This is a genomic window from Pseudomonas chlororaphis subsp. aurantiaca (assembly GCF_013466605.1).
Classification (GTDB): Bacteria; Pseudomonadota; Gammaproteobacteria; order Pseudomonadales; family Pseudomonadaceae; genus Aquipseudomonas; species Aquipseudomonas chlororaphis_I.
In genome coordinates this window covers 6,738,923-6,759,746 of the sequence record NZ_CP059162.1, presented here as the reverse complement: position 1 = coordinate 6,759,746, position 20,824 = coordinate 6,738,923, and the positions used below count along the sequence as shown (strand labels likewise).

Sequence of the window (20,824 nt, the reverse complement as noted above, 5' to 3'; positions counted from 1 at the left end):
CTGACTGACCCCAAAGTCAATAAAACCGCCGCTTTGCGCCTGAAACATGGTGTATGACAGATGGTCGGCAAAAGTGCGTTTAACTCACCTTTTTCGGTATACTGCGCGGCCTTCGGCCGGTTCGTCCGGTCACGTTTCGAGTTCAGAACTCGCCGAGTGAAGATCAGGCAAGGCAAGAACAAGCGAGGAAGCGGAGTTGACGTCAGTCAATGAGCATCCGAGTTTGTTTCTGCGTAGCGCCGCAGGCGCCCAGCGTGCAGCCTGATCGAGCGTAGGCAGTTCTGGACCGAAACTAATTCGTACAACAAGCCACGCATACTGCGTGGCTTGTTGTTTTTTGACGCGCCCGCGGGCGCCCAGAGAGAAGAGGCACGACGATGAGTGCACTGGTTGGCGTGATCATGGGCTCCAAGTCCGATTGGTCCACCCTTAGCCACACCGCCGATATGCTGGAAAAGCTCGGCATCCCTTACGAGGTGAAAGTGGTCTCTGCCCACCGCACCCCGGACCTGCTGTTCCAGTACGCCGAAGAGGCCGAAGCGCGTGGCATCGAGGTGATCATCGCCGGTGCCGGTGGCGCGGCCCACCTGCCAGGCATGTGTGCGGCCAAGACCCACCTGCCGGTGCTGGGCGTTCCGGTGCAGTCGTCGATGCTCTCGGGCGTGGACTCGCTGCTCTCCATCGTGCAGATGCCCGCGGGCATTCCGGTCGCCACCCTGGCCATCGGCAAGGCCGGCGCGATCAACGCCGCGCTGCTGTCGGCGAGCATCCTCGGCGCCAAGCATCCGCAATTTCATACCGTGCTGAAAAAATTCCGCGCTGAGCAGACAGACAGCGTCCTGGACAATCCAGACCCACGCGTCGCCTGAGGTTTTTGACGATGAAGATCGGTGTAATCGGTGGCGGCCAGCTGGGTCGCATGTTGGCTCTGGCGGGCACTCCGCTGGGGATGAACTTCGCTTTCCTCGACCCGGCGCCAGATGCCTGTGCCGCTGCCCTGGGCGAACACCTGCGAGCCGATTACGGCGATCAGGATCACCTGCGCCAGCTGGCTGACGAAGTGGACCTGGTGACCTTCGAGTTCGAAAGCGTGCCGGCGGAAACCGTGGCCTTCCTATCGCAGTTCGTCCCGGTCTACCCGAGCGCCGAAGCCCTGCGCATCGCCCGCGATCGCTGGTTCGAGAAGAGCATGTTCAAGGACCTGGGGATTCCCACCCCGGCGTTCGCCGACATCCAGTCGCAAGCCGACCTGGAGGCCGCCGTGGCCAGCATCGGCCTGCCGGCCGTGCTGAAAACCCGCACCCTGGGTTACGACGGCAAGGGCCAGAAAGTCCTGCGCACCCCTGAAGATGTGGTCGGCACCTTCGCCGAGCTGGGCAGCGTGGCCTGCCTGCTGGAGGGCTTCGTGCCGTTCACCGGCGAAGTCTCGCTGATCGCCGTGCGCGCCCGCGATGGCGAAACCCGCTTCTACCCGCTGGTGCACAACACTCACCACAGCGGCATCCTCAAGCTGTCCGTGGCCAGCAGCGATCACCCGCTGCAGGACCTGGCCGAAGACTACTCCAGCCGCGTGCTCAAGCACCTGGACTACGTCGGTGTGATGGCATTCGAGTTCTTTGAAGTCGACGGTGGCCTCAAGGCCAACGAGATCGCGCCACGGGTGCACAACTCCGGGCACTGGACCACCGAAGGCGCCGAGTGCAGCCAGTTCGAAAATCACCTGCGGGCCGTCGCCGGCCTGCCGCTGGGTTCGACCGCCAAGGTCGGCGAGAGCGCGATGATCAACTTCATCGGCGAAGTGCCGGCGGTGGAGGAAGTCATCGCCATCGACGATTGCCACCTGCATCACTACGGCAAGGCCTTCAAGGTCGGGCGCAAGGTCGGTCATGCCAACCTGCGCTGCAAGGACAAGGCGACCCTCGAGGCGCAGATCCTCAAGGTCGAAGCGCTGATCGCCGAATAACTTCCTGGGGCTGCGGTGGAACCAATCGGGGCCGCCGTTCTCTGATGGCAGGATGCCAAGGCGCTAACTAGGTTTTGGCATACCTAACTCATACAGAGGGAAATGCCATGGGAATTATTGGAACCATCTTTATCGGCTTGATCGTTGGCCTGCTGGCTCGCTTCCTGAAACCGGGCGATGACAGCATGGGCTGGATCATGACCATCCTGCTCGGTATCGGCGGTTCGCTGGCGGCCACCTACGGCGGCCAGGCCCTGGGCATCTACCAGGCGGGCCAGGGCGCGGGCTTCATCGGCGCGCTGGTTGGCGCGGTCGTGCTGCTGGTGATCTACGGCCTGGTCAAAAAGAACTGATTTAGCGACAAAGCCCTCTCTGCTGCGCAGGTAGAGAGGGCTAGAATGCCCGGCGTTGTCTTGTCCCTTTCTTGCCGAGCTCCTCCATGCGCCGTCTTCTGTTGACTCTTGTTCTGCTGGGCTCAGGCCTGGCCCATGCCGGCGACCTGCCGGAAACCGACTGGCTCGAACTGATGCCCAAGTCGGACCAGAAAGCCCTCGAGCAAATGCCGGAAATCGATCACAACTCCCCCGAAGCCAATGGCACCTTTACCGAAAAGGGCGGCCTGAAGCAGAGCAAGGGGTTGCCGGCGGTGATGTATTCGACCAAGACCGTGCCGGCCATGAACGGCAAGGACATCCGCATCGGTGGTTATCCGGTGCCGCTGGAGTCCGATGCCAAGGGGCGCAGCACGCTGTTCTTCCTCGTGCCTTACCCGGGCGCCTGCATCCATGTGCCGCCACCGCCGCCCAATCAGTTGGTGCTGGTGCGTTTCCCCAAGGGCGTGAAGCTGGACGACATCTACACGCCGCTGTGGGTGACCGGCCACCTGAAGATCGAGACGGTCAGCAACGACCTGGCCGACGCGGCCTATGCGCTGGATGCGCAGAAAGTGCGGGTGGTGCAGGAGTCGGATCTGTAAGACGGAATACTTGCTTCTGTAGGAGCGAAGCTTGCTCGCGATGGGCGTCAATGATTACGCGGTTCCACTGAATCAATGTTGGCCATTCATCGCGAGCAATCGAGCCTCGACCCGACTGCTCCAGCAGAAAGAACCCGGCGTTACAGCGGTACGCTGGTAACGCTCACACCCAGGGTATGGCTGGCGCCTGGTGTCAGGGTCACCACGTCATCCATCACGTTGGCGGTCTCGATGCACAGCATGCGTTGCCAGCCATCGTCGGCCATGTCGCTGAACTGCTCGGCGCGGGCGATCCACGGGTTCCAGATCACCGCGGAGCGCGAGCCGTTGCTGGTCAGCTGGATGCGTCGCTCCCAGGCCGGGTCGACGATGCTCAGCTGTGGTGGTGGGTCGAGGTAGATGCGGTCGGTCTCGCCCGTGAAATGCAGGTCGCCGGACTGCTGCCGGGTCTTCCAGTCATCCAGGGTCTCGATGTAATTCAGGCCGTCCAGCCCTTCGACATGCACCTTGCGCACATCGCTGACCGCGAAGTAGCTGTGCAGCGCCTGGCTGATGGTGACGCTGTCGTCGCCCAGGTTGTGGCTGGTGAGGTTGATGTGCAGTTGGTCGTCGAGACGGATGCTCAGCTTCAGCTCGACCTGATGCGGCCAGCCGGGCAGCCCGTCCTCGGGGATCGGCAATTGCAATTCCACCAGCAGGCTTTCGCCTTCGGCCTCGATACCCAGCAGTTCCCAGTCGGTGGCGCGGACCAGGCCGTGGGCTCCGGCCGGCTCGCTGCTCTGGCGCATGGCCTGGACGCTTTGCGGGTTGCGCGCGAAATTGCCGAACCATGGCCAGCACACTGGAACGCCGGCGCGTATGCTTTTGCCGGTCTTGAACACGGCCTCGTCGTTGAGCCAGATCAGCGGCGGTTGCCCGGCCAATTGATAGCTGAGGATGTGCGCGCCTTGCTGGGCCACCAGCAGTTCGGCCTGACCGTGGCGGATGCGCCAGCAGTTCAGTTCATCCAGTTTCACCGTTTCAACGTGAGGGGTAGGCATGGTGCTGTTCTCGTTCAAAAGCAGGGCTGCTATGGACCACGTAACCGCCGCCGGGTTTAACCCTTGCCGAATTCAGCGGGCTCTGGGTGGAACCGAGCGGGTGCGGCCGCTGCCGTCGATGGCAACGAACACGAACACCGCCTCGGTGACCTTGCGCCATTCGCTGGACAGCGGATCGTCGCTCCAGACCTCGACCATCATCTGGATCGAGCTGCGACCGATTTCCAGGGTCTGGGTATAAAAGGAAAGCTGCGCGCCGACCGCTACCGGCACCAGGAATGCCATGCGGTCGATGGCGACGGTGGCGACACGCCCGCCGGCCACGCGACTGGCCATGGCGGTGCCCGCCAGGTCCATTTGGGCCACCAGCCAGCCGCCGAAAATATCGCCAAAGCCGTTGGTTTCGCGGGGAAGCGCGGTGATTTGCAGGGCCAGGTCGCCTTGCGGGATCGGATCTTCTTGTTCGAGCTCTATCATGCCGGGGGTGCCTCTGACCCGTGACTCTTCATTGGTACTTCAGGTGAATAGCCGTCTTGAGGAAAAACGATTCAGCCCGAACATACTACGTTCGTCACGTTCTTCGTAAGGCGTACTAAAGGGAAACTCTGCGAAACCGGCTGGCCCAGTCGGCGCCTGGGGCGCCCAGCGGCGTTTTCGCACAGCAACCCTTGCCGGGGGCGGCTTTGCTCCAATGCCTGCGAGTATATCGATCGACAGGCTCCGCGACGACCATCCGGATCTGATTTCGACTGTCAATTGTGCACATCTATGTGCTTTTTCGAACAATTTGCTATCGTGCCGAACCTGCCAGGCCACAACCAGCTCTGTTGCGGCTTCCAGAACCGACTATAAGAGAAGCCCTTGCCATGACCACTGTGCCTTCGAGCGTCGCGCAGCCCGCGCAACCTGCTCGTCCGTTGACCCGCAATGACTACAAGACCCTGTCGCTGTCTGCTTTGGGTGGTGCGCTGGAGTTCTACGATTTCATCATTTTCGTGTTTTTCGCCACGGTGGTCGGCAAGCTGTTCTTCCCCGCGGACATGCCCGAATGGCTGCGCCTGATGCAGACCTTCGGCATCTTCGCCGCTGGCTACCTGGCCCGGCCCCTGGGCGGGATTGTCATGGCGCACTTCGGCGACCTGCTAGGGCGCAAGAAGATGTTCACCCTGAGCATTTTCATGATGGCGGTGCCGACCCTGATCATGGGCCTGCTGCCGACTTACGCGCAGATTGGCATGTGGGCGCCGATCCTCTTGCTGCTGATGCGGGTGATCCAGGGCGCGGCCATCGGCGGTGAAGTGCCGGGCGCCTGGGTGTTCGTTTCCGAGCATGTACCGCAGCGGCATATCGGCTACGCCTGCGGCACCCTGACCTCGGGCCTGACCGCCGGCATCCTCCTGGGCTCGCTGGTGGCCACCGCGATCAACAGCATTTATACCCCGGGCGAAGTCGCCGATTACGCCTGGCGGATTCCTTTCCTGTTGGGCGGCGTGTTCGGCCTGTTCTCGGTGTACCTGCGCCGCTGGCTGCACGAAACTCCGGTGTTCGCCGAGCTGCAACTGCGCAAGGCCCTGGCCGAAGAGGTGCCGCTGCGCGCGGTGCTGCGCGACCACCGCAGCGCGATCATTCTCTCGATGCTGCTGACCTGGCTGCTGTCCGCCGGGATCATTGTGGTGATCCTGATGACCCCGACCGTGCTGCAGACGGTCTATCACTTCAGCCCGACCACCGCGTTGCAGGCCAACAGTCTGGCGATCGTGTTCCTCAGCCTGGGATGCGTGGCGTCCGGTGCGCTGGCCGACCGTTTTGGCGCCGGCCGGGTGTTCGTGTTCGGCAGCGCGCTGCTGCTGGCGACTTCCTGGACCTTCTACCACAGCCTGCTGGATCACCCGGACTGGCTGTTCCCGCTGTACGCACTGACCGGCCTGCTGGTGGGCACCATCGGCGCGGTACCTTATGTGATGGTCAAGGCGTTCCCGGCGGTGGTGCGCTTCAGTGGCCTGTCGTTCTCCTACAACCTGGCCTACGCGATCTTCGGTGGCCTGACGCCGATGGTGGTGACCGCGCTGCTCAAGGAGAGCCCGATGGGCCCGGCCTATTATGTTGCAATTATTTGCAGCATCGGGATCCTGGTCGGCCTGTACCTGTGGAAAAAGGATCGCTGATCCCGGCCATCCTGTAGCCGCAGCCTTCGGCAGCGGCTACAAAGTGCTCTATTAAAGAAAGGCCAGCCTTCCATCGCGAATGCTGGCCTTTCATCTAATTGTCATATTTCAGCCATAGAGTGTTCACACGGCCTACAGATACTTGGCCCGACTTAACACACCCTATCTGCTAGGAGTAAGGCATGAAACTGAAGCGTTTGATGGCGGCAATGACTTTTGTCGCTGCTGGCGTTGCGACTGCCCACGCGGTTGCCGCTGTTGACCCTGCTATCCCGAGCTACACCAAGACCACTGGTGTGTCGGGCAACCTGTCCAGCGTCGGCTCCGATACCCTGGCCAACCTCATGACCCTGTGGGCCGAGCACTACAAGAAAGAATACCCGAACGTAAACATCCAGATTCAGGCCGCTGGCTCCGCCACCGCGCCACCTGCGCTGACCGAAGGCACCTCCAACCTGGGCCCGATGAGCCGCAAGATGAAGGACACCGAACTGGCGGCCTTCGAACAGAAGTACGGCTATAAGCCAACCGCCATCCCGGTTGCCGTGGACGCCCTGGCCGTGTTCGTGCACAAGGACAACCCGATCCAGCACCTGACCATGGAACAGGTTGATGCGATCTTCTCGTCGACCCGCCTGTGCGGCGCCAAGGCCGACGTCAAGACCTGGGGCGACCTGGGCGTGACCGGCGACCTGGCCAACAAGCCGGTCCAGCTGTTCGGCCGTAACTCGGTATCCGGCACCTACGGCTACTTCAAGGAAGAAGCCCTGTGCAAAGGCGACTACAAGCCTAACGTCAACGAACAGCCAGGTTCGGCTTCGGTGGTCCAGTCCATCAGCTCCTCGCTGAACGGCATCGGCTACTCGGGCATCGGCTACAAGACCGCTAGCGTGAAGACCGTGGCCCTGGCCAAGAAAGGCAGCAGCGACTTCATCGAAGACACCGAAGAAAACGCCCTGAACGGCAAGTACCCGCTGTCCCGCTTCCTGTACGTGTACATCAACAAGGCCCCGAACAAGCCTCTGGCCCCGCTGGAAGCCGAGTTCGTGAAACTGGTTCTGTCGAAACAGGGCCAGGAAGTCGTGGTGAAAGACGGTTACATCCCACTGCCAGCCAAAGTCGCCGCCAAGGCACTGGCTGACCTGGGCCTGCAGGAAGGCTCTGCTGTCGTAAAAAAGTAACACCCTAGGTCCGGGCCTGTCCCGGACCTTGTAGGAGCGAGCGGGCTCGCTCCTACACCCCCCATTTTCGATCCGCTGCCAGCTCTGCTACGCGGCGGATTTGTTGCGTCACTGCATTGTCATCTTTCTGTCATACAGGATCGCTAGGGTGTGCGCATGAATGATCTGGCCAACTCCACCATGACTCCGACTTCTCCCCCCAAGCGCATTGACTTCAATACGCCTGAGCTGCAACGCAAGCGCCGCATCCGCGCGCTGAAAGATCGCCTGACCCGCTGGTACGTCCTCGTTGGCGGTCTGGCCGTGCTGGCCGCGATCACCTTGATCTTCTTCTTCCTCGCCTATGTCGTGCTGCCCCTGTTCCAGGGCGCCGACCTGACCGCCAAGGACCCGCTGACCCCGGCCTGGATGCAGGACGCCGGCAAGCCGCTGATGTTCTCCCTGGAAGAGCAGAACCAGGTCGGCATGCGGGTTTCCGACAAGGGCCAGGCGCTGTTCTTCGACATCGACAACGGCGCCGAGCTGCGCCGCGTCGACCTGCCGATTCCGGCTGGCGCTACCGTGACCGCCATCGGCAAGGATCAGCCGGGCAGCCCGCTGGTGGTGGTTGGCCTGTCCAACGGCCAGGCGCTGGTGTTCCGCCACACCTATAAGGTCAGCTACCCGGAAGGCAAGAAAACCATCTCGCCGGCCATCGAATACCCCTACGGCGAAACCCCGATCGTGCTGAACGAGCAGGGCGGCGCCCTGGAGCACGTCAACCTCAACGCCACCGATTCGGCGCTGGTGGTGGCCGGTTCCAGCGGCGCGCAATTGCACGTGCTGCAGCTGACCCGCGAAGAAAACATGATGACCGGCGAGGTCACCAGCGAGCAGAACCGCATCGAGCTGCCGCAGATGACCGAACCGGTCAAGGCCATGTACATCGACCCGCGCCAGCAGTGGCTGTACGTGATCAACGGGCGTGCCCAGGCCGACGTGTTCAGCCTGCGCGACAAGAGCCTCAACGGTCGCTACAAGCTGCTGGAAGACGCCGACAGCGAAGTGACGGCCAGCACCCAGCTGGTGGGCGGCATCTCGCTGATCATCGGTACCTCCAAGGGCGGCCTGGCCCAGTGGTTCATGGCCCGCGACCCGGACGGCGAACTGCGCCTGAAGCAGATCCGCACCTTCCAGATGGGCACCACGCCGATCATCGAGATCACCGCCGAAGAGCGCCGCAAAGGCTTCGTCGCGCTGGACGCCGCAGGCAAGCTCGGCGTGTTCCACAGCACCGCGCACCGCACCCTGCTGGTGGACCAGGTGGTCGAGGGCGAAGGCCTGTTCGGCCTGTCGCCACGGGCCAACCGGGTGATCGTCGAAGCCGGCGGCAAGCTGCAACCGCTGGTGCTCGACAACCCGCACCCGGAAGTGTCCTGGAGCGCGCTGTGGAGCAAGGTCTGGTACGAGAACTACGACGAGCCTAAATACGTCTGGCAATCGACCGCGGCCAACACCGACTTCGAACCCAAGCTGAGCCTCTCGCCCCTGACCTTCGGTACGTTGAAGGCAGCGTTCTACGCGATGCTGCTGGCGGCGCCGCTGGCGGTTGCCGCGGCGATCTACACCGCTTACTTCATGGCGCCGGGCATGCGCCGCAAGGTCAAGCCTGTGATCGAACTGATGGAGGCGATGCCGACGGTGATCCTCGGCTTCTTCGCCGGCCTGTTCCTCGCGCCTTATGTCGAAGGCCATCTGCCGGGCATCTTCAGCCTGCTGATGTTGCTGCCGATCGGCATCCTGGTGGCCGGTTTCATCTTCAGCCGCCTGCCCGAGTCGGTACGCCTCAAGGTGCCGGACGGCTGGGAAAGCGCGATCCTGATCCCGGTGATCATCCTGGTGGGCTGGTTCTCGCTGTACATGAGCCCGTTCATGGAGAACTGGTTCTTCGGCGGCGACATGCGCATGTGGATCTCCCACGACCTGGGCATTACCTACGACCAGCGCAACGCCCTGGTGGTCGGCCTGGCCATGGGCTTCGCGGTAATCCCGAACATCTACTCGATCGCCGAAGACGCCGTGTTCAGCGTTCCACGCGGCCTGACCCTGGGCTCCCTGGCCCTGGGCGCGACCCCGTGGCAGACCATGACCCGCGTGGTGATCCTCACCGCCAGCCCGGGCATCTTCTCGGCGCTGATGATCGGCATGGGCCGCGCGGTCGGCGAAACCATGATCGTGCTGATGGCCACCGGTAACACCCCGGTCATGGAAATGAACCTGTTCGAAGGCCTGCGCACCCTGGCGGCCAACGTCGCGGTGGAAATGCCGGAGTCGGAAGTCGGCGGCAGCCACTACCGCGTGCTGTTCCTCTCGGCGCTGGTGCTGCTGATGTTCACCTTCGTCATGAACACCCTCGCCGAGCTGATCCGTCAGCGTCTGCGCAAGAAATACTCGTCGCTTTAAGAAAGGTAGAAGTCTGTGAAACAGAACTCCCTAAAAGACTGGTTCAAGAGCGGCGCCCCGGGCGTCTGGATCAGCGGTGGCGCGGTGTCCATCGCGGTCATCATGACCATCGGCCTGCTGGCGGTGATCGCCGTGCGCGGCCTGGGCCACTTCTGGCCGGCGGACCTGGTGCATGCCCACTACGACGTACCGGGCCAGGCCAACCACCTGGTCATCGGCGAAGTGGTACAGAAAGAAGAAGTGCCGCGGGCACGCCTGAAGAGCGCCGGCCTGCCGGTGCCGGACGAAGGCCCCGAGTTCATGACCCGCGAGCTGATCAAGGTCGGCAACCGTGACCTGAACGGCAACGACTTCACCTGGATCGTCGGCGACTGGCTGACCAACCAGACCACGCCGCCGGAGCTGATGGCCATCGAGCGGCGCGAGTGGGGCAACTTCTACGGCTACCTGGTCAACGTCAAGCAGGATGGCAAGGTCATCGCCGAAGGCGAAGGGGCCTGGCCGGAACTGCAGGCGCGGATCGAGCGAGTGAACAAGCTGGCTGCCCAGCTCAAGACCCTGGAGAAAGTCGACATCGGCGCGATCAACGCCGGCCTCGAGCGTATCCGCCTGCACGGTCGCAAGCTGGAACTGGACGGCAAGCTCGATGCCGCCGCCCAGGCCGACATGGAAAGCGAGCGCGCCGAGCTGAATGCCCGTTACCAGGACGTCGAGGCCCGCCTGAGCGACCTGCACGCGCAGTTCAATCGCGACAGCCTCACCGCCCGCGATGCCAACGGCAAGGAAGTGGAAATCAGCCTGGGCAAGGTGGTGCATGCCTATCAGCCGAACGGTATGGGCACCCTGACCAAAATGGGTTTCTACTTCAGCAAGGTCTGGGAATTCCTCAGCGACGACCCGCGTGAAGCCAACACCGAAGGCGGCATCTTCCCGGCGATCTTCGGTACGGTGATGATGACCCTGATCATGGCGATGATCGTGACCCCGTTCGGCGTATTGGCCGCGGTGTACCTGCGTGAATACGCCAGGCAGAACACCCTGACCCGGGTGATCCGCATCGCGGTGAACAACCTGGCGGGCGTTCCGGCCATCGTCTACGGCGTGTTCGGCCTGGGCTTCTTCGTCTATGTGCTGGGCGGCTCCCTCGACCGCTTGTTCTTCCCGGAAGCCTTGCCGGCGCCGACCTTCGGTACTCCGGGCCTGCTCTGGGCCTCCCTGACCCTGGCGCTGCTGGCGGTGCCGGTGGTGATCGTGGCCACCGAGGAAGGCCTGGCGCGGATTCCCCGCACCGTGCGTGAAGGTTCCCTGGCCCTTGGCGCGACCAAGGCGGAAACCCTGTGGAAGATCGTGCTGCCGATGGCCAGCCCGGCGATGATGACCGGCATGATCCTCGCCGTGGCCCGTGCCGCCGGTGAAGTGGCGCCGCTGATGCTGGTGGGTGTGGTGAAACTGGCACCGTCGCTGCCGGTGGACGGCAACTACCCGTACCTGCACCTGGACCAGAAGATCATGCACCTGGGCTTCCACATCTACGACGTCGGCTTCCAGAGCCCGAACGTCGAGGCCGCGCGACCGCTGGTGTACGCCACGGCGCTGCTGCTGGTGCTGGTGATCGCGACGCTCAACCTGTCGGCAGTGTGGATTCGCAACCACCTGCGCGAGAAATACAAGGCACTGGATAGCTGATTACCGCCGTCCCCTGTACGGCGTACCGCTGGCCCGATCGACGCGGCCAGCGGCTCACTGAAACGAATTTGTTAGCGTAGGGAGTTACCCATGCAGCAAGAAGCACATACCCACGGCATCAACATGTCGGCCCTGGGCCGCGACAAGCAGAGCCTGAGCCTGGAGCAGGAAACCGTGGCCATCGAAGTCCCGGGCCTGAGCCTGTTCTACGGTGAGAAGCAGGCGCTGTTCGACGTCAGCATGAACATTCCGAAGCAGCGCGTGACCGCCTTCATCGGTCCGTCCGGCTGCGGCAAGTCGACCCTGCTGCGTACCTTCAACCGGATGAACGACCTGGTGGACGGCTGCCGCGTAGAAGGCGAGATCAACCTCTACGGCAACAACATCTACCGCAAGGGCGAAGATGTCGCCGAGCTGCGCCGCCGTGTGGGCATGGTGTTCCAGAAGCCCAACCCGTTCCCGAAGACCATCTACGAGAACGTGGTCTACGGCCTGCGCATCCAGGGCATCAACAAGAAGCGCATCCTCGACGAGGCCGTCGAGTGGGCCCTCAAGGGCGCGGCGCTGTGGGACGAGGTCAAGGACCGCCTGCACGATTCGGCGCTCGGCCTGTCCGGTGGTCAGCAGCAGCGTCTGGTGATCGCCCGTACCATCGCCGTGGAACCGGAAGTGCTGCTGCTCGACGAACCCTGCTCGGCACTCGACCCGATTTCCACCCTGAAGGTCGAAGAACTGATCTACGAACTGAAATCGAAGTTCACCATCGTGATCGTGACCCACAACATGCAACAGGCCGCGCGCGTCTCCGACTACACGGCGTTCATGTACATGGGCAAACTGGTGGAGTTCGGCGACACCGACACGCTGTTCACCAATCCGGCGAAGAAGCAGACCGAAGACTACATCACCGGTCGTTACGGCTAGGAAGCAGCTGCAAGCCGCAAGACTCAAGCGGCAAGGCAGAAATGGTGCGGTACCGGATCAACATTTAACTGCTTGAAGCTTGCAGCTTGAAGCTTGCAACTTTCGCGGAGTGAACAAGATGATTTCGAAGGAAGGCCTTACTCACCACATCTCCCAGCAGTTCAACGCCGAACTCGAGGAGGTGCGCAGCCACCTCCTGGCGATGGGCGGGCTGGTCGAGAAACAAGTCAACGACGCCGTCACCGCGCTGATCGAAGCCGACTCGGGGCTCGCCCAGCAGGTGCGCGAGATCGACGACCAGATCAACCAGATGGAACGCAACATCGACGAAGAATGCCTGCGCATTCTCGCCCGTCGCCAGCCGGCGGCTTCCGACCTGCGCCTGATCATCAGCATCTCCAAGTCGGTGATCGACCTGGAGCGCATCGGCGACGAATCGACCAAGATCGCCCGGCGCGCCATCCAGTTGTGCGAAGAAGGCGAGGCCCCGCGCGGCTACGTGGAAGTGCGGCATATCGGCGACCAGGTGCGCAACATGGTGCGCGATGCGCTGGACGCCTTTGCCCGCTTCGACGCCGACCTGGCGCTGTCGGTGGCCCAGTACGACAAGATCATCGACCGCGAGTACAAGACCGCGCTGCGCGAGCTGGCCACCTACATGATGGAAGATCCGCGCTCGATTTCGCGCGTTCTGAGCATCATCTGGGTGCTGCGCTCCCTGGAGCGGATTGGCGACCACGCGCGCAACATCTCGGAGCTGGTGATTTACCTGGTGCGCGGCACCGATGTGCGCCATCTGGGGCTCAAGCGGATGAAGGAAGAAGTTGAAGGCACAAGTGCCGAAACCGCTAATGTTCCGGGTGAAGCTGACGATAAGTAAGGTTGCCCGAGAGAAGCGCCCGGCCCTTTTGGCCGGGCGTTTTCGTTTATGGGGATCGAACTTGAAAAGCAGCGCCCGCGAACGAAAAGTCCTGGCGTGACTGAAGAGTTTTGGCAAAGTGCCATCAGTAAAGCGTTATGCTAGCCGGGATTTTTAAAGGGGTGGTCGATGAGTAAGGTAAGTGTGTTGGTGGTGGATGACGCTTCGTTCATTCGTGACCTGGTGAAGAAGTGTCTGCGCAACTACTTCCCTGGCATCAAGATCGAGGACGCCATCAACGGCCGTAAAGCCCAGGCCCTGCTGGCCCGTGAAGCCTTCGACCTGGTCCTGTGCGACTGGGAAATGCCGGAAATGTCCGGCCTGGAGCTGCTGACCTGGTGCCGCGGCCAGGAGGCGATGAAGGCCATGCCGTTCATCATGGTCACCAGTCGCGGCGACAAGGAGAACGTGGTGCAGGCGATCCAGGCCGGCGTCTCCGGCTACGTCAGCAAGCCGTTCACCAACGAACAGCTGCTGACCAAGGTCAAACAGGCGCTGAACAAGGTCGGCAAGCTCGACACCCTGATGAACAGCGCGCCGACCAAGATGAACTCGGCGTTCGGCAACGACTCCCTGAGTGCCCTGACCGGTGGCAAGGCCGAAGTCATCGGCGCCGCGCCGGCGGCTGCGGCGGTCAATCCGTTTGCCAAGCCTGCTGTCGTCTCTGCTCCCGCTGCTGCGCCGTCCCGTGGCCTGCTCAACAGCCCGCCGGTCAAGGCGCCGGCTCCCGCCGCCGCTGCGTCCGCTGGTGGTCGCGGGCAGGGCCAGTTGCGCCTGCCCAGCGGTACCCAGCAGTGCGTGATCAAGGCGCTGAGCATCAAGGAGGCGCTGTTGGTGGTGAAGCGCACCGATACGCTGCCGCAGGTACTGGACAGTGCCGTGCTGGACCTGGAACAGGGTGACAATGCCGAAGTGGCACGCCTGAATGGCTATCTGCATGCGGTGGTGGCCTATGAGCCGAAGCCGGACAGCGAGTGGCTGCAGCTGACTTTCCGCTTCGTCGACCAGGATGCGCAGAAGCTCGACTACATCTCCCGCCTGATCGCCCGCGGCACGGCGCAGAAACACTTCGTCCCCGGCGCCTGACGGGTTCCCGCCCCTGTTTCGCGGGCAACCACGCCTCTGTAGGAGCGAGGCTTGCCCGCGATAGCGTCCGTTCTGACGCTGCATTCTCCGGACCGCTGGCCCGACCCCTGTAGCCGCTGCCGCAGGCTGCGATAAGGCCGAAGGCCTTCAGCAATCTCAAACCCCAGCACCCGTTTCGTCGGAGTGCCGCCCCACTCCAGCGCCAGTCTGCGTTTGAATGCGGCGTGAAACCTGCTGCAAACACTTTCCTGTACCACGCTTTTGCACGCTGACGAGGTGGACCCGAGGTGGACCTGGGGCGTGTCGCTCAGCCGTTGTATCCGTTGCTGGATGATGGCTGTGATGTCTTGCAGGCCACGCAGTGCAAGGCGTTGGGGGAGAGACGGTGGTTTGATGCCGTGTGTCCGATTCTCGGTTTTTCAGGTTGATTTATATCTGTACTGATATAGGTTGTGGTCTGTGCTTCCGGCTTTTCTTGTGCCTGGCCACGCTTTGAAACAACCCGGCCGCGCGCTGTGGCGACCGGGTTGTTTAACCTCTCCGGGGTCAGTCACGGGAGAGGTTCGATGCCTAGGCACAAGGATGTGGTGTTTGTCGGGAGCGCGCTCCGGGACCTCCGGGCTTTTCCGCTGGATGCGCGAAGGGCCGCGGGTTTTCAACTGGATCTGTTGCAGCAGGGCGAGCAGCCCTATGACTGCCGGTCGATGAAAGGCGTGGGGCCGGGGGTGTTCGAGATCAGGATCAGTGAGGATTCAGGGGCGTTTCGGGTGTTTTACGTGGCCAACCGGCCCGCGGCCATTTATGTGCTGCACGCCATGCGCAAGACCACCCGCAAGACCGAAGCGCGGGACATCGAGCAGGCTCGGGTCAGACTTCAGGAGATAAGTGCACGCCATGACCGATCACATGCATACCGAGCGTTTCGCCAGTGTCTGGGACGCGCTCGAAGGTTCGCCCCAGGAAGCCGCCAATATGCGCCTGCGCTCCAGGCTCATGCTGGAACTGGGCAAGACCATCAAGGCCTGGGGCGTTTCGCAGAAGGAGGCCGCCCGGCGGCTCAATATCACCCAGCCGCGACTCAGCGACGTGCTCAGCGGCAAGATCAACAAGTTTTCCCTGGATGCGCTGGTCAACCTCTCCGACGCCGCGCAACTGGGCGTCGATATCAGTTTCAGTTCGTCGGCGGTGGAACCTCTGGCGCAGGGTTGATTCATACAAAGTCCACGTCGGGCTGCTAGCCTGACTTCAGGCTTTCTTCAGAATCTTGCCCATGTTCACGCACTTGCTGATTTCCTGCGGTCTGTTGCTGGCTGCTACCTCGGCCATGGCCATGACCATCTACAAGTCCACCGACGCCAATGGCGTGGTGTCCTACAGCGACCGTCCGTCGCCGGGCGCTCAGGTGTTCGTGTTTCGCGATCGCATGGTCGAGCACCTGGAGCGCCAGGTGCGTCTGGACGTCGAGAAGAGCTGGGGCGTGGACAGCGTCTTTGTGCGTAACGACCTGTATGCGCCGGTGGAGATCGAGTTGGGGTTTACCGGCCTGAAGAACATCCGCAGCGCCCCCAGGCAGCCGATTCGCCGGGTACTGCCGGCCCGCAGCCGACAGCGCCTGGCGCAGCTCACGGCGATGCAGGCGGGCAAGCCGCTGATCTATATCCCGCAGTTCCGTTATTCCCTGGGCGACCCTGCAGGCGCCGCCCAGGCCTATCGTTACCCATTGCCCTGGCGTGGCGGCCCCTTTCGCCTGACCCAGGGCGCCAACGGCCGGTACAGCCATTTCGGCCCCAAGAGCCGTTATGCCATGGACATCGCCATGCCCGAGGGCACGCCGATCATCGCGGCGCGGGGCGGGGTGGTGGTGAAGACCGAGAACCGCCAGAGCGGGCGCGGCACCGACCCTTCCGGCAATTTTGTGCGGGTGCTGCACAACGACGGCACCATGGGGGTGTACCTGCACCTCAAGCGCGGCTCGGTAAGGGTGCGTGAAGGCCAGCAGGTCGTGGTGGGCAGCCCGCTGGCACTGTCGGGCAACACCGGCAACAGCAGCGGCCCGCACCTGCACTTCGTGGTGCAGCGCAATACGGGGCTGGGGCTGGTGTCGATTCCCTATCAGTTCAACCAGCCCATCGGCAGCCTGCCGAATTTCGCGCTAGGCAAAAAGTAGCCGTGTAGCCGCTGCCGAAGGCTGCGATCGACCTGGGCGGCACTCCGACGAAGCAGGCGCAGGAGCTTGAGATCGCTGAAGGCCTTCGGCCTTATCGCAGCCTTCGGCAGCGGCTACAGGGTGATCGGTGGAGTAGGTGGTAATCGGGGGAGGGTGATCGCGAGCAGTCGAGCGTCGACCGGCTGCTCGCGATGAGGTGTCAGACCGTGCTCAATCGAGCATCAACACCTTGGCCAGGACGATTTTCGGGCCTTTCATCTTCTTGATGATGATGCGCAGGCCTTCGACTTCCATGACCTCTTCTTCTTCCGGTACCCGTTTCAGGGTCTCGTAGACCAGGCCGGCGAGGGTTTCGGCCTCGATATGGTCCAGGTCGATGCCCAGCAGGCGTTCCACCTTGAACAGCGGAGTATCGCCGCGCACCAGCAGTTTGCCGGGCTGGTAGGCGAGGATGCCGCGCTCGGCCTTGCGGTGTTCGTCCTGGATATCGCCGACCAGTACTTCCAGCACGTCTTCCATGGTCAGGTAGCCGATGATCTTGCCGTCGGCTTCCTCCACCAGGGCGAAGTGCGAACCGCCTTTACGGAACTGTTCCAGCAGCTGCGACAGCGGCATGTGCCGGGAAACGCGCTCCAGCGGGCGGGTCAGCTCGGCCAGGTTGAACGATTCGGGAATGTGGTCCAGCGCCGCCAGTTCCAGCAGCAGGTCCTTGATGTGCAGCAGGCCGACGAACTCGTTGCGCTCGCTGTCGTAGACCGGGTAGCGGCTGAACTTGTGGCGGCGGAACAGGGCGAGGATCTGCTTCAGCGGCGCGTTGAATTCCACGCTGATCAGGTCTTCCCGGGAGTTGGCCCAGTCCACCACTTCCAGTTCGCCCATTTCCACGGCCGAGGCCAGTACGCGCATGCCCTGGTCGCTGGGGTCCTGGCCCCGGCTGGAGTGCAGGATCAGCTTCAGTTCTTCGCGGCTGTAGTGGTGCTCGTGATGCGGGCCGGGCTCGCCCTGGCCGGCGATGCGCAGGATGGTGTTGGCGCTGGCGTTGAGCAGGTAGATCGCCGGGTACATCAGCCAGTAGAACAGGTACAGCGGCACCGCCGTCCACAGCGACAGCAGCTCGGGCTTGCGGATCGCCCAGGACTTGGGCGCCAGCTCGCCGACCACGATGTGCAGGTAGGAAATGATGAAGAAGGCGGTAAAGAACGACACGCCCTTGACCACTTCCGGCGAGTCCACGCCCACGGCGCTGAGCAGCGGCGCCAGCAGGTGCGCGAAGGCTGGCTCACCGACCCAGCCAAGGCCGAGGGAGGCCAGGGTGATGCCCAGCTGGCACGCGGAAAGGTAGGCATCCAGCTGGCTGTGTACGGTGCGCAGGATCTGCCCGCGCCAGCCGTTCTTGTGGGCGATGGCCTCGACCCGGGTCGAGCGCAGTTTGACCATGGCGAACTCGGCGGCTACGAAAAAGCCGTTGAGCAGAACCAGGAGCAGTGCAAAAAGAATCATGCCGAAGTCGGCGAAAAGAGACGCGAGGGTAAAACCAGGAGAAGGGTCCATGATGGAGTTTTGCGGGTTCCGTGTATTCGAAAAAGAGAGAAATGCGCGGCGCAATGGCAGGCGCAAGCCAGCCAATGTAGCGGCTGGCAGGGCGATTGCCTAGTGGCGCGTGGCTGTCACCGCTGGTCGGTCAGGGTGTCGGCACGGAATCTTTTCACCTGGGCCGGGGCGAAATGGCAGGTAAAGGTGCTGCCATGGCCCGGTACGCTGCTGATCTCCAGGCGCGCCCGATGGCGCAGCAGCACATGCTTGACGATGGCCAGGCCCAGGCCGGTGCCGCCGGTGTTGGAGTTGCGGCTGGAATCGACCCGATAGAAGCGTTCGGTCAGGCGCGGCAAGTGCTTGTTGTCGATGCCGATCCCCGAATCCTGCACGCTCAGGTGTGCGCCTTGCTCGTCGCCCCACCAGCGGATGCGGATGTTGCCCTCGGCCGGGGTGTATTTCACGGCGTTGAACACCAGGTTGGAAAAGGCGCTGCGCAGTTCCGCCTCGCTGCCCTTGAGCTGGACCTGCGCGTCGGCTTCCAGGGTGATGCGCTGGTTGCGCTCCCCGGACAGCGCCTGGGCATCGCTCTTGATCGATTGCAGCAGCGCATCGATCGGCACCGGCTGGTTGTCCGACGGGTAGTCGGTGGCTTCCAGCTTGGCCAACAGCAGCAGGTCGTTGAGCAGGGTCTGCATGCGCCCGCCTTGCTGCTGCATCTGCTGCAGGGCGCGGCTCCAGCGTGGGTTCACTTCCTCGACGTTGTCGAGCAGGGTTTCCAGGTAGCCGCAGATCACCGTCAGCGGCGTACGCAGCTCGTGGGAGACGTTGGCGATGAAGTCCTTGCGCATCTGTTCCAGCTGATGAATGCGGGTCACATCGCGCACCAGCATCAGGTGTTCGTTGTTGCCGTAGCGGGTGATGTACAGCTGGATACGTACGCGGTCGTTGGTCGGCGAGGGTATTTCCAACGGCTCGTTGTAATTGTCCTGCTCGAAATATTCCTTGAAGCGCGGATGGCGCACCAGGTTGGTCACCGGCTGGCCGCTGTCCTGCGGGGTCTTCAGGCCCAGCAGGGTTTCCGCGGCGCGGTTCCACCATTCCAGGTTGCCGTCGCTGTCGAGCATGATCACCGCGTCCTTCAGCGCCGCGGTGGACTCCTGGACCCGGTCGATCACCGCTTGCAGGCGCCCGCGCACCCGTTGGTCGCGGCGTTGCAGATGATAGATGCTGTCGAACACCTCGCCCCACAGGCCGTAGCCATCGGGCGGTGCTTCATCGGGTTGGTGCAGGCGCAGCCATTCATGCAGGCGCAATAGTTGCTTGAGGGTCCAGGCCAGATAGATCCCCAGGCCGAGGGCCAGGCTCCAGCCGTAGTAACCGCTGATCAGGCCGACCAGCAGGCAGCCGGTGACCAACAGCAGCATGTGGCGAATCAGGGTGCCATGCCAGTTCTGGTTCACTTAACACGCGTCCTTGTAAGCGTCTGGCGAATAAGGGGCCGGCTTCAGGCCTTGGTGGAAAAACGGTAGCCGGTGCCGCGCACGGTTTGTACCAGATTCTCGTAGGCATCGCCCAAGGCTTTGCGCAGGCGGCGGATATGCACGTCGACGGTACGCTCTTCGACGTAGACGTTGCCGCCCCAGACCTGGTCCAGCAACTGGCCGCGGGTGTAGGCGCGTTCCTGGTGGGTCATGAAGAATTGCAGCAGGCGGTATTCGGTCGGGCCCATCTCGGCCGGTTTGCCGTCGATGGTCACGCGGTGGCTGATCGGGTCCAGCAGCAGGCCGCCGACTTCAATCGGCGCCTCGCCGTCGGTCGGGCCGGCGCGGCGCAGCACGGCCTTGAGGCGCGCGACCAGCTCGCGAGGGGAGAACGGCTTGGTGATGTAGTCGTCGGCGCCGACTTCCAGGCCCTGGATCTTGTTGTCCTCTTCGCCCTTGGCGGTGAGCATGATGATCGGGATGTCGCCGGTCAGCTCATCGCGTTTCAGGCGTCGGGCCAGCTCGATGCCGGAGGTGCCGGGCAGCATCCAGTCGAGCAGGATCAGGTCGGGCTTGCGGTCGACGATGATGGCATGGGCCTGCTGGGAGTTCTCCGCCTCCAGGCAGTCGTAGCCGGCCATTTCCAACGCAACGGCGATCATTTCGCGAATGGGCGCTTCGTCGTCAACGATCAGAATGCTCCTGCCAACCATGCTTAATCCTCTTGTCATTTAACTGTCTTGCGCCGCATTAGATAACGGAATTATTGCAGTCGTGTGACAGTATTTTAGGTGCTGGAGCGAGGGCTGCATTCGTGGACTAAGCTTTGGGTCCGAATCCTGACAACCACCAAAGAAGGTTTCTATGACTCAACTCACGCAATCCTGGAAAGCCCTGTTGCTGAGCGCTGCGCTGGCCCTGCCTGGGCTGGCGTTCGCCGCAGAACCGGCAATGGTCAAAGACGGTATGTTCGTCGATCACAAGGGCATGACCTTGTACACCTTTGCCAAGGACGCCGACGGCAAGTCCATGTGCAACGACAAGTGCGCCGCCAACTGGCCGCCGCTGATGGCCGCCAGCGACGACAAGGCCATGGGCGAGTGGACCGTCATCAAGCGTGACGATGGCTCCATGCAGTGGGCCTACGACGGCAAGCCGCTGTACACCTTCGTGATGGACAAGAAAGCCGGTGACATGACCGGCGACGGCAAGATGGACGGCGCCTGGAAAGTGGCCAAGCCTGATTGACCTTGGTGCT

General features: G+C 62.6%; 19 protein-coding genes and 1 pseudogene. 15 read left to right on the top strand and 5 right to left on the bottom strand.

What is annotated here, in order from left to right:
- Window positions 1-377 precede the first annotated feature (377 nt).
- From purE to H0I86_RS31045, 4 genes are all read left to right on the top strand, one after another.
- The gene (gene purE, locus H0I86_RS31060) at window positions 378-869 is read left to right on the top strand and encodes a 5-(carboxyamino)imidazole ribonucleotide mutase (RefSeq protein ID WP_020298262.1); all 492 of its coding nucleotides are present in this window, start codon (window positions 378-380) and stop codon (window positions 867-869) included.
- Window positions 870-880: 11 nt separating this feature from the next.
- On the top strand, window positions 881-1,963 hold the full coding sequence (locus H0I86_RS31055) for a 5-(carboxyamino)imidazole ribonucleotide synthase (RefSeq protein WP_180923293.1): 1,083 nt from the start codon (window positions 881-883) through the stop codon (window positions 1,961-1,963).
- Window positions 1,964-2,070: 107 nt separating this feature from the next.
- Window positions 2,071-2,316, top strand: coding sequence for a GlsB/YeaQ/YmgE family stress response membrane protein (locus H0I86_RS31050; RefSeq protein WP_007928514.1), 246 nt, complete (start codon window positions 2,071-2,073; stop codon window positions 2,314-2,316).
- Window positions 2,317-2,402: 86 nt separating this feature from the next.
- Entirely contained in the window at window positions 2,403-2,939 is a 537-nt protein-coding gene (locus H0I86_RS31045; RefSeq protein ID WP_023967784.1) for a DUF3299 domain-containing protein, read from the top strand.
- Window positions 2,940-3,079: 140 nt separating this feature from the next.
- On the opposite strand, the gene H0I86_RS31040 is transcribed toward H0I86_RS31045, so the two are convergent.
- On the bottom strand, window positions 3,080-3,979 hold the full coding sequence (locus H0I86_RS31040; RefSeq protein WP_180923292.1) for a D-hexose-6-phosphate mutarotase: 900 nt from the start codon (window positions 3,977-3,979) through the stop codon (window positions 3,080-3,082).
- A gap of 72 nt (window positions 3,980-4,051) precedes the next feature.
- Window positions 4,052-4,456 (bottom strand): acyl-CoA thioesterase, encoded by a 405-nt coding sequence (locus tag H0I86_RS31035; protein WP_003229628.1) that lies wholly within the window; start codon window positions 4,454-4,456, stop codon window positions 4,052-4,054.
- Between the two features lie 389 nt (window positions 4,457-4,845).
- On the opposite strand from H0I86_RS31035, the gene H0I86_RS31030 reads away from it, so the two are divergent.
- The 10 genes and pseudogenes from H0I86_RS31030 to H0I86_RS30985 all read left to right on the top strand — a co-directional run bounded on the left by H0I86_RS31030 (window position 4,846) and on the right by H0I86_RS30985 (window position 16,549).
- Window positions 4,846-6,144: an MFS transporter gene (locus H0I86_RS31030; protein ID WP_028683641.1), complete on the top strand. Its 1,299-nt coding sequence runs from the start codon at window positions 4,846-4,848 to the stop codon at window positions 6,142-6,144.
- Between the two features lie 182 nt (window positions 6,145-6,326).
- A complete protein-coding gene (locus H0I86_RS31025; RefSeq protein ID WP_016703125.1) occupies window positions 6,327-7,325 on the top strand; it encodes a phosphate ABC transporter substrate-binding protein PstS family protein in 999 nt (332 codons plus the stop codon).
- A gap of 156 nt (window positions 7,326-7,481) precedes the next feature.
- Window positions 7,482-9,767: an ABC transporter permease family protein gene (locus H0I86_RS31020; RefSeq protein WP_180923291.1), complete on the top strand. Its 2,286-nt coding sequence runs from the start codon at window positions 7,482-7,484 to the stop codon at window positions 9,765-9,767.
- A gap of 15 nt (window positions 9,768-9,782) precedes the next feature.
- Window positions 9,783-11,453 carry a phosphate ABC transporter permease PstA gene (gene pstA / locus H0I86_RS31015; RefSeq protein ID WP_180923290.1) on the top strand — a complete coding sequence of 557 codons (1,671 nt, stop codon included), beginning with the start codon at window positions 9,783-9,785 and terminating at the stop codon, window positions 11,451-11,453.
- Window positions 11,454-11,543: 90 nt separating this feature from the next.
- Window positions 11,544-12,377: a phosphate ABC transporter ATP-binding protein PstB gene (gene pstB, locus H0I86_RS31010; RefSeq protein WP_009051604.1), complete on the top strand. Its 834-nt coding sequence runs from the start codon at window positions 11,544-11,546 to the stop codon at window positions 12,375-12,377.
- 118 nt (window positions 12,378-12,495) lie between these two features.
- Entirely contained in the window at window positions 12,496-13,257 is a 762-nt protein-coding gene (phoU, locus tag H0I86_RS31005) for a phosphate signaling complex protein PhoU (RefSeq protein ID WP_009041366.1), read from the top strand.
- 168 nt (window positions 13,258-13,425) lie between these two features.
- Window positions 13,426-14,382 (top strand): response regulator, encoded by a 957-nt coding sequence (locus tag H0I86_RS31000; protein ID WP_180923289.1) that lies wholly within the window; start codon window positions 13,426-13,428, stop codon window positions 14,380-14,382.
- Window positions 14,383-14,948: 566 nt separating this feature from the next.
- Window positions 14,949-15,269 (top strand): annotated as a pseudogene (locus H0I86_RS30995) (type II toxin-antitoxin system RelE/ParE family toxin); the annotation flags it as partial.
- A 7-nt stretch (window positions 15,270-15,276) separates the two neighbouring features.
- Window positions 15,277-15,591, top strand: coding sequence for a helix-turn-helix domain-containing protein (locus H0I86_RS30990; RefSeq protein ID WP_180923288.1), 315 nt, complete (start codon window positions 15,277-15,279; stop codon window positions 15,589-15,591).
- A gap of 61 nt (window positions 15,592-15,652) precedes the next feature.
- Complete coding sequence (locus H0I86_RS30985; protein WP_180923287.1) at window positions 15,653-16,549, top strand: peptidoglycan DD-metalloendopeptidase family protein; 897 nt, start codon at window positions 15,653-15,655, stop codon at window positions 16,547-16,549.
- A gap of 210 nt (window positions 16,550-16,759) precedes the next feature.
- Here the strand turns inward: H0I86_RS30985 and H0I86_RS30980 are convergent, their stop codons facing one another.
- From H0I86_RS30980 to phoB, 3 genes are all read right to left on the bottom strand, one after another.
- Window positions 16,760-18,100, bottom strand: a complete 1,341-nt coding sequence (locus tag H0I86_RS30980) for a hemolysin family protein (RefSeq protein WP_009051600.1) — start codon at window positions 18,098-18,100, stop codon at window positions 16,760-16,762.
- Window positions 18,101-18,216: 116 nt separating this feature from the next.
- Window positions 18,217-19,509, bottom strand: coding sequence for a phosphate regulon sensor histidine kinase PhoR (gene phoR / locus H0I86_RS30975; protein ID WP_258019478.1), 1,293 nt, complete (start codon window positions 19,507-19,509; stop codon window positions 18,217-18,219).
- A gap of 80 nt (window positions 19,510-19,589) precedes the next feature.
- Window positions 19,590-20,279, bottom strand: coding sequence for a phosphate regulon transcriptional regulator PhoB (phoB, locus tag H0I86_RS30970; RefSeq protein ID WP_007896474.1), 690 nt, complete (start codon window positions 20,277-20,279; stop codon window positions 19,590-19,592).
- 151 nt (window positions 20,280-20,430) lie between these two features.
- On the opposite strand from phoB, the gene H0I86_RS30965 reads away from it, so the two are divergent.
- Window positions 20,431-20,814 (top strand): COG4315 family predicted lipoprotein, encoded by a 384-nt coding sequence (locus H0I86_RS30965; protein WP_180923285.1) that lies wholly within the window; start codon window positions 20,431-20,433, stop codon window positions 20,812-20,814.
- Window positions 20,815-20,824 lie beyond the last annotated feature (10 nt).